The sequence below is a fragment of the Streptomyces alkaliterrae genome (genome assembly GCF_007097205.2).
GTDB classification, from domain to species: domain Bacteria; phylum Actinomycetota; class Actinomycetes; order Streptomycetales; family Streptomycetaceae; genus Streptomyces; species Streptomyces alkaliterrae.
The window spans coordinates 1-8,618 of sequence record NZ_VJYK02000239.1; the positions used below are offsets into that span (position 1 = coordinate 1).

The following is an 8,618-nucleotide window of genomic DNA, read 5'->3' on the forward strand; positions in this document are numbered from 1 at the left end:
ATGTGTATAAGGGACAGACCCACAGCCGACCGCCCGACGCCCCCGGTGCCGACGAGCCGGGTCACCGGCCGGTGCCGAGACCGGCGTCCGACGGGCGGGCGGCGCTGGAGTCCCCGCCGTGACGCACGCCGTGCGAGGCCGCCGCCGAGCCCGGCAGGGCGAAGGCGCGCAGGACGCCCGCCGAGGCGGGGACGCGGGACAGCAGGAGGAAGGCCAGATAGCCGACCATTCCGCCGAGCGTGTTGGCGATGAGGTCGTTGACCTCGACCGTCCGGGCCTGGTTGTAGAGCAGGTAGGCGAGCAGCTGCGCGATCTCGATGCTCAGGCTGACCGCCGCGCTGAGGGCGGCGACCCGCGCCAACGACGAACCCCTCGCGGACATCAGCGGGACCAGCAGTCCGAACGGGACCAGCATCAGCACGTTCAGCGAGAAGCCGCGGAAGTCGGCGTAGAGGAGAGGAATCAGGTCGACCTGGCTGTGCCAGGGCATCAGGTTCGCGTACTCGCCCCACGTCACGACGACTGGCAGGACCGTGACGCTCAGCACGCCCGCCGCGTACCCGGCGACCGCCAGCCGGGTCACGGCCCGCGCACCGGTCCAGCCCGCCCTCCGGCGCGCCGCGCGGACGCCGACGACCAGGCCGAACACGGCCAACAGGGGGCCCAGAACGGCCGCGGCGGGAATCTCGAAGTGGACGTTGCCCATGGGGTTGGTACTCCTCGCTGAGACGAACGGCCGCCGAACTGACCGGCCGCGACGCCACTCTCGCCCGACGCACCGGCCCGGCGGATCTCACAAAAGGCAGATCCCGCGCGGGCCACTACGACTTTCGGCCGACCCCCCGGCTACGCTCACGGGATGAGGTCCCGGATACGGCCCTGGCTGCACGCCGCGGTGTGGCCCACGGCGGCGGCACTGCTCTTCGGTCTCGGCCTGTTCGACCACAGCCTGGGCGCCTTCGGTCGGCTCGTCGGCGCGTTCGACAGGCTCGACGCCCACACGACAGGTGCGCTGATGCTGGGGTCCACCCTGCTGGCGGTCGGCGCTCTGCTGGCCTCGCCACGGCTCGGCGCGCGGGGCCTGCCCTGGGCGGCCGGTGCGGCGGCGGGCGTGTCGCTCGGCACCACGGTCGCCATCCACGTCATCGCGCGGCTGCCGGTCGGGGCCCAGGGGATCACTCCCGTACGGGACCCGTACGCACTCACCGAACCGGCGGCGCTGCTCGGCCTGTTGACGCTGACAGTCTGGCGCGGGGCTCCGCTGTGGGCTGCGCTGTCCACGCCCGCGTGCTTCGCGGCCGTCATCCTGCGCCCGCTGGCGGTCGGCGTCGGCGAGACTACCCTGGTCGTGGCGTTCTTCTTCACCCTGGCGGCAACGGCGGCCCTGGGCATCGGACTGACCGTACGCCTTGTCATCGCCGACCGGAGGAGGCGGGAGGCCTCCGTACGGATGGAGCAGCGCACGGAGTTCGCCCGCGACCTGCACGACTTCGTCGCCCACCACGTGACGGGCATCGTCATCCAGGCGCAGGGAGCGCGCTCCGTCGCCGCCAGGCGGCCGGAGTTGGTGCCGCCGGCGCTGGAACGGATCGAGCACGCGGGCGCGGAGGCGCTGAAATCGATGCGCTCCATGGTGGGCATGCTGCGCGACGTCGACGAGAGCAGGACCGACGTCCCCCTCGCACCACTGGCCGGCATGGCCGAAGTGCGGGCGCTCGTCGAGGAGTTCGCGACGGTCGGTGGCAGCCGGGCCCGCCTCCGGGCGGACGGCGACTTCGCCGACCTTCCGGTGGAGGTGGCGACCACCGTGCACCGGGTGGTGATGGAGGCGCTGACCAACGTGCGCAAGCACTCCCGCGACTACACCGAGGTCGAGGTACACCTGACCCGGTCGGCGGGCGGGATCACGGTACGGATCAGCGACGACGGACGGCCCCGCCAGGCAGTGGGGCAGCCCCTGGGCGGCGGCTTCGGGTTGAAGGGGCTGGCCGAGCGGGTGGCCGTGATCGGCGGTCGGGTCCGGACCGGCCCCGCCCCCGCCGGGGGCTGGCGCGTCGAGGCGACGCTGCCCGTGGACCACCGGGTGAGGAGCGCCGCATGACAACCCGTGTGCTGATCGCCGACGACCAGGCCATGGTGCGCACCGGCTTCGCGATGATCCTCGCGGCCGAGGACGACATCGAGGTGGTCGCGGAGGCGGTGGACGGCCTGGAGGCGGTCGAACTCGCCGAACGGCACCGCCCCGACGTGGTCCTCATGGACATCCGCATGCCCCGGCTCGACGGCCTGGAGGCGCTGCGCCGACTGACCCGCCCCGGCGTCGTCGACCCGCCGAAGGTGGTGGTCGTCACGACGTTCGAGGACGACGAGTACGTGCACCGGGCCCTACGCGACGGCGCCTGCGGCTTCCTCATCAAGGACTCGGGCCCCGCCCTCCTGGTCGAGGCGATCAGAGCCGCCGCCTCCGGCGAAGCCCTGGTCAGCCCGTCCATCACCCTCCGCCTGCTGCGCGGCCTCTCCGGCGGCGCCGGGTCCGGCCCTGCGGAACCCCCGACGTCCGGGCTCTCGGCACGCGAGGCGGACGTCGTGCGGCTGGTCGCCACCGGACTCACCAACGCGGAGATCGCCGCCGCCCTCTCGATCTCCGTAGGCACCGTGAAGACCCACGTCGGCAACGTCCAGGCCAAACTCGCCACCCGCAACCGCGTCGAGATCGCCGCCTGGGCCTGGCGCACGGGCCTCGCCGAACGCTGACCCACGGGATTCGGGGTGCCCCGCCACGGACCGGCCGCGGTAGAGCACCCCAACCTCCGGTGCTGCTCTCAGACTTCGCTGCTGAACGAGACGAAGTCGGCCCAGGCGACGGGCGAGACGGCGATCTGCGGGCCGTGCCGCTCCTTGGAGTCCCGGACGTGGACGGCCTGCGGGCCCCGCGCCACCTCGACGCACGCGTCCCCTTCGGAGCCGCTGTGGCTGCTCTTGAACCAGACCAGTTCGGACGTGCTCATAGCGCTCCTCGCATTCGCTTCAACAGGCCCAGGGAGTCGGCTGGAGTCAGGGCCTGTGAGCGCAGTTTGGCATACCGCTGCTGGAGCACGCTGATCTCCTTCGCGTCGGCGATCAGGCGGCCGTTCTTCTGCCCCTCGGAGTAGACGTACCAGCGGTTGTCCGTCGTCTCCGCCAGCATGAGGGGCCCGTCGAGACCCGCGTGCACCGGCTGCCGCAGCGGCATCAGTTGGAACTCGACGTTCCAGTTGCCTTCGATCACCTCCAGCAGATGGTCGAAGAGTTCCCTGGTCACGTCCTCGCCGCCGGTGTGCCGTTCCAGGACCGCCTGTTCGACGATGAAGCTGAACGCGGTCGGCGGCTTGCGCTTCACCGACATGAGTTCCTGGCGGGCGAGTCTGGCCGAAACCCGCTGGTCCAGCGTGACCGCGTCCGGCACCGGCGGCACGCTGAGCGACACGGCCCGGGCGTACGCCTCGGTCTGGAGCAGCCCGGGCACCAGCCGGCACTCGTAGGTGTACAGACTGATGGCCTCCGCCTCCAGCCGTGCCCAGCGGCGGAACCAACGCGCCAGACCCGGTTGGCGGGTGAGGTGCGGCAGAGCGCGCCGCAGCGCGCCCGTGTTGCCCAGCGCGGGCTCCGCGCGTGCGACGAACTCGTCGTCCGGCATACGCCGCCCCTGCTCGATCGAGGCGATCGTGTGCTTCGAGAAGCGCACGATCTCAGCGAGCTCCTCCCGGCTGAAACCGGCGTGTTCTCGCAGCGCCTGGAGAACCGCGCCGAAAGCGCGCAGACTGGCCGACGCCTCCGGTTCACCGCAGGCGAACCCACCGCCACCGACCTCCCCGCCCTCACCATTGACTTCCCCGTTGACTTCCACGTTGACTTCACCGTTGTTGTCCGTGTTCCCGTAGGCCATCAGCAGTCACCTCTCCGCACACGTGCCCCCCGTAACGCTTCCGACGCCGCAATCGTCACGGTCGGTGACGGGTACTGTCCACCCTCCGTGCGCGTACGCTGACCTGGCGTACGCGCCGCACCGCTGGTGAAGTGCCCTTTCGCGCCGCCACATTGGGAACATGACGTCACCCGCCACCCAGGGGACCCGGCAGACGCCGGTCACCGTACGTGTGTTCGCCCAGCTTTTCAGCGCCACCCCGCGAGGCGCCCGCCTCGCCCGCCGCCTGGCCCTGCACCAACTCGACCAGTGGGGCGTCCCCTTCGGCGGCGACACCTCCGACCGCGCAGCCCTCGTCGTCGCCGAACTCGCCGCCAACGCCGTCACCCACGGCCGCGTACCCGGCCGCGACTTCGAAGTGAGACTCACCCTCCACCCGGACCTGCTCCGGATCGAGGTCTCCGACGCCCGCGGCGACCGCCGCCCCCCGACCCCGAGCACGCTCCCGGAACCCGACCCCCTGGCCGCCTCCGGCCGAGGCCTCCTCCTGGTCCAGGCCCTCGCGGACCGCTGGGAAACCCGCGACCGCGACCCCCTCGGCAAGACCATCACCGCCGAACTGGACCTACCCCACTGACGCGGCCACTCGCGCCGCCGTCATACGCGTATTACGATGGCTCCCGTGGCAAAGACGCGCATCACCATCAGCTTGGAGCAGGACCAGGCCGAACGCGTACGGCAGCACGCGGAGCGGGCGGGCATGGACGTCTCGGGATACCTTGTGCACGCCGCAACGCGCCAGATGGCCGAGAGCGATGCCATAGAGGAACAGTTCGCCGAGGTGGACGCACTGATCGCCCAGGCGGAGCGAGCAGCGGACGGGCTTCCCGCCGAGCCCGCCTCCGAACCGGCTGCGGAGCTGACAGAACAGGAACGCCGCGAGGTGGAGGAAGCCCTGGGCCTCGTCCACGGCCGGGATCGTCAAGACCGCCGCCCGGGACACGCCGCGTGAGCGCACGGGTGCCGATCTACGACGCCGGCATGCTCATCGCGCTCGCCGATCGCAAGGCGAAAGCCGTAGCCCTCCACGACGGACTGCGCACGGCCCCCCACCGGGCGCTTGTGCTCGGACCGGTCCTCGCGCAGGTATGGCGCCCCCAGCCGGCACTGGTTTACGCCCTCTCCGGCGTCCTGAAGGACTGCACGGTCCCTCAGGCCCGCACGTCCGAGCCGCCCATGCGCGAGACGAAGGCAGGCCGTCCGGAGTGTCTGGCCTGCGCGACCGGCCCGGACCTCGCGGACTGGCGACGCATCGGCACCGCCCTGGGAAGGGCGGCCCTCCCCACGAAGAAGCGACCCGACGCGGTGGACGCCTGGGTCGCCCTCGCAGCGGCCCGACACGGCAGCGCAGTGATCTTCACGACCGACCCGCAGGACATCAACGCCTACCTGACAGCCCTAGCCCCAACGGACGTACACGTGGTTCCCGTCTGAAAGCCGGGAGTCACACCACGACTCTGCTGGGGCTAAGGCACGGCATGGTCGGCACGGATGTTCCTGACGTATCGGCGCAGGGCGTCAGCACTGTGGAAGACGCGGTAGTCACTCGCCTCCAGGGCCTCCTGCTCCGCCGATGTGGTGTCGGTGACCAGGACCACGGGCCCACCCACCTCGTCCTGGAGACCGTGCGGCCAGTAAGCCGCGGCGACGGTGATCGCGTCCCCGGTGCGCGGGTCGGTCACTTCGCTGTCCAGTTCAGGGGCCGCGAATTCCGCTTCCCGGATGTCGCGCAGCAGTCCCGCGAGGCCGGGAACATCGTCGAGGGACGAGGGTTCCGCCACAGCCACGGCGGTCGACGGGAGGCTGGTCCGCGAGGTGGTGAAGAGGTCCACGGGGGCAGGGCCGTCGTGGAGTGTCTCCAGAAAGTCGTTCGCCGCGCACGACAGGAGTTCGCGACGCGCGGCCAGGAAGTCCGGGTAGTTCTCGATGCGCCAGAGTTCCGGAACCATCGGTATCCACTGCGACTCCAGCGCCCCCGGCGCACGCATCGTGATCTCGGGAAGGTATTCCGCTGGTTTTCTGGCTCCGACCCGCAGGTTGGTGTCCTGTGTGAGGAAGCAGAAGTTGGCGACCGCGTTGATCTCGGCGCTGCTGTACCCGTATTCTCGGAGGCGCGCCTTGGGAAAGATGTGGTGCACCTGCAGAGAATTCAGCCGCCCCAGCATGCCCGCCCGCAGCGGCAGCCCGCTCTCCAGGTCCTGCGCGCCGTGGACTCTCGTGAGCATGTACAGGAGGGGATAGAAGCGCGATCCCATGCTGGAACCGACGAAGTCGTCGGGGCTCACCTCCAGTCGACCGCCACGGCTGCGTCGCAGAACTTCGATGAGCAAGTCGACTCCGCCCTCGTCGAGGGCCTGCAGGTCCTGGTTCAGCGCGGTCTCCGTCGCCCCGGTGTGACGACCCCACAGGAAGCTGTGCACGTACCAGTAGAACAGCCGGTCGCGGGTCAGCGCGTCCGGGAACCTGCCGCCATGGCGGTGGAGGAGACGACTCATGACAGGGAAGGCGCCCCGGCCGCTGAGCACCCTGCGGTGGTCAAGGCCCAGCCGACCGCCGAGCGCGTTCAGCAGGTAGCCGACGGAGTCGATGGTCTCCTTCAACCCCGCCTGGAAGGCCGTCACTTCGACGTCGGCGAGCTTCGAGAACTGGGCCTCGCCGGTGACCACCGCGTTGACGTTGCGCAACAGCCAGTCGAGCTTGAAGTCGAATCCCGCATCGGACCAGGCCGCCAGGGCTTCGTTCATCGTCGGTCGGGCCTCCGGCCAGGAGGCGCAGACCGCGGCCAGGGCCAGATCACCCTTGGAGAGCTTGGTGCCGCCGGAGTTCACCCTGTTGAAGATCTCCACGACGACGTCGATGGTCTTGTCATCGCCCGTGACCTCGTCGATGTGGACGTCGCGATCCTTGATCTGCGTGATTCGGTTCAGGCGTTCCATATAGGCGGCCATCGCCCCGGTGTCCCCGTCGGCCAGTTGAGTCAGGCTCAGCAGATGGCCGCCGATTCCGTTGCGGAGGAGTGAGGTGACGTCCACCCACAAGGGATTGTCCCTCATCTTCGCCGGAGCGTAGAACTCGAACACCTCTGTTTCCAGATGGAAATGCAGGCCGGTCAGTGTGGCCGAATTGCCTTCGAAGAAGCGGGGAGGTCGACCGTGCGTCACACCGTACAGCGTGGTGACCCGCTGTTGTCCGTCCAGCAGGAGATGGACTGTGCCGTCCCTTCCTGCTCCGCCTCCCCTGGCCTGTGTGCTGTCGGCTTTGGTGGTCCAGGTGAGGAAGCCGCCGATCGGATAGCCTCGATACAGGGACTGGAAGAAGCCTCGCACCTGATCGCGCGTCCACACGTAGCCGCGTTGAAATTCCGGCAGGGCGATGTCGCCGGAGTCGACCTTGTCGAGAATCTGAGAAATACGCACTGTCTTCCTGCTCTCGGAGCCCGGCGGCTTTCCCCCCACCAGGATGGCCATGCGGCCTTACAAGTTATCAGCCACGCAGCACGGCGGGCCGGGGAATGCGGAGCCGCACCGGCCCGGGTTCGGTGGTGCGCCGCGGGCCCGGCAGCGACTGCGGATCCAGCAGGTGGTGGCTCCTGGCCACACCGTTCACGGACCGTCGCCCGCCGTCTCGGACCGAGCCGCAGAAAAAAGTCGAGCGCCCGCACACAAGTGCTGGGCGCCCGATCACGGTACCGGCGCGGGTGACCCGCTTCGCGGTCTCACCCGTACTCGCCTGACGTACCCCCGGCAGGATTCGAACCTGCGCACACGGCTCCGGAGGCCGTTGCTCTATCCCCTGAGCTACGGGGGCTTCGTCTCCGCCTCGTGGCGGCGACAGGAAGAACATTACCAGCTTTCGGGCGGTGCCCCGGACCGGGTTACCGGCCGGGGCACCGCCCGGCGGCGGCGGGCGTCGAGGGTGTCACTTGCGGGGGACGCGGAGTTCGTCGCGGATGGTGACCAGGTCCTTGGCGGCGGCTTCGAGGTCGACGGCCTTCGGGTCCGCGTCGACCAGCTCGGGGTCGCCGACGACCGTGCTGACCAGCATGTCCCGGTCCGCCCAGACACAGGTGGGGATGATGATGTCGCCGACGCCGTCCTCCTTCTCCGCGAGGACCTGGCAGGTCACGGTGCCGGAGGCGCCGGGGATCTCGAAGTCGGTGGCCTTGCGGACGACACGCGTGCCCTCGTCCTCGGCGGAGCCGCGGAGGAAGCCGCGCTTCTCCATGCCGGGGAGTTCGATGTCGCCGTGGAAGGCGAGGACGGTGAGGCTGTCCTCGCCGTCGCCCGCGGGCGCGTAGACGCCGCTGACGGAGGTGTACTGGTCGCCGCCGACCTCGGCGTCGAGGTCGGCCTGGACCTCCTTGGAGACGTCGTCTGCGAGCTTGTACTCGCCGTCGAGGACGGTGTCGCGGAGCTTGAGGGAGTAGCGCTTGCCGGTCGGCTTGGCGGCCTTGCCGTTGCCCGAGTCGTCCTTGTCGTCGGCTGCCATGTAGAGGACGACGGCGGAGAGGCTGGCGAGGAGGGCGAGTCCCGCGACGCAGGCCACGACTATGCCGACGATCTTGCCGGTGCTGCTCTTCGGCGGTGGCGGCGGGGCGCCCCAGACCGGCGCGCCGGGCGCGGCCGGCATGCCGGCGGGCGCGGCGGGGTGGGGC

General features: G+C 70.1%; 10 protein-coding genes and 1 tRNA gene. 5 read left to right on the plus strand and 6 right to left on the minus strand.

The genetic code is table 11. The annotated features are described in order from the left end of the window. Window positions 1–61: 61 nt before the first annotated feature. The gene (locus tag FNX44_RS19815) at window positions 62–706 is read right to left on the minus strand and encodes a VanZ family protein (RefSeq protein ID WP_143649754.1); all 645 of its coding nucleotides are present in this window, start codon (window positions 704–706) and stop codon (window positions 62–64) included. 153 nt (window positions 707–859) lie between these two features. Between FNX44_RS19815 and FNX44_RS19820 the strand changes: the two genes are divergently transcribed. Further along, complete coding sequence (locus FNX44_RS19820) at window positions 860–2,101, plus strand: sensor histidine kinase (RefSeq protein WP_143649756.1); 1,242 nt, start codon at window positions 860–862, stop codon at window positions 2,099–2,101. Beyond that, complete coding sequence (locus tag FNX44_RS19825) at window positions 2,098–2,754, plus strand: response regulator (RefSeq protein WP_143649758.1); 657 nt, start codon at window positions 2,098–2,100, stop codon at window positions 2,752–2,754. Before FNX44_RS19820 ends, FNX44_RS19825 begins: the two co-directional genes overlap by 4 nt. Window positions 2,755–2,822: 68 nt before the next feature. On the opposite strand, the gene FNX44_RS19830 is transcribed toward FNX44_RS19825, so the two are convergent. Further along, entirely contained in the window at window positions 2,823–3,008 is a 186-nt protein-coding gene (locus tag FNX44_RS19830) for a DUF397 domain-containing protein (RefSeq protein WP_143649760.1), read from the minus strand. After that, complete coding sequence (locus tag FNX44_RS19835; protein WP_143649762.1) at window positions 3,005–3,925, minus strand: helix-turn-helix domain-containing protein; 921 nt, start codon at window positions 3,923–3,925, stop codon at window positions 3,005–3,007. Before FNX44_RS19835 ends, FNX44_RS19830 begins: the two co-directional genes overlap by 4 nt. A 160-nt stretch (window positions 3,926–4,085) precedes the next feature. On the opposite strand from FNX44_RS19835, the gene FNX44_RS19840 reads away from it, so the two are divergent. Genes FNX44_RS19840 through FNX44_RS19850 form a run of 3 tightly spaced genes read left to right on the plus strand, consistent with a single transcriptional unit; the run spans window position 4,086 to window position 5,398 of the window. Next, complete coding sequence (locus FNX44_RS19840; protein WP_143649764.1) at window positions 4,086–4,541, plus strand: ATP-binding protein; 456 nt, start codon at window positions 4,086–4,088, stop codon at window positions 4,539–4,541. Between the two features lie 36 nt (window positions 4,542–4,577). Beyond that, on the plus strand, window positions 4,578–4,916 hold the full coding sequence (locus FNX44_RS19845; protein ID WP_173019232.1) for a ribbon-helix-helix protein, CopG family: 339 nt from the start codon (window positions 4,578–4,580) through the stop codon (window positions 4,914–4,916). Continuing rightward, window positions 4,913–5,398 (plus strand): hypothetical protein, encoded by a 486-nt coding sequence (locus FNX44_RS19850; RefSeq protein WP_181355166.1) that lies wholly within the window; start codon window positions 4,913–4,915, stop codon window positions 5,396–5,398. The genes FNX44_RS19845 and FNX44_RS19850 overlap by 4 nt, the downstream gene beginning before the upstream one ends. Window positions 5,399–5,430: 32 nt before the next feature. Here the strand turns inward: FNX44_RS19850 and FNX44_RS19855 are convergent, their stop codons facing one another. The 3 genes from FNX44_RS19855 to FNX44_RS28135 form a co-directional block, all read right to left on the minus strand. Next, window positions 5,431–7,431 (minus strand): GmrSD restriction endonuclease domain-containing protein, encoded by a 2,001-nt coding sequence (locus FNX44_RS19855; protein ID WP_153507501.1) that lies wholly within the window; start codon window positions 7,429–7,431, stop codon window positions 5,431–5,433. A gap of 268 nt (window positions 7,432–7,699) precedes the next feature. Continuing rightward, window positions 7,700–7,771: transfer RNA gene (locus tag FNX44_RS19860), tRNA-Arg, on the minus strand. A 111-nt stretch (window positions 7,772–7,882) separates the two neighbouring features. After that, window positions 7,883–8,618, minus strand: a 736-nt coding sequence (locus tag FNX44_RS28135; RefSeq protein WP_173019233.1) for a hypothetical protein, incomplete at its 5' end; no start/stop codon positions are given.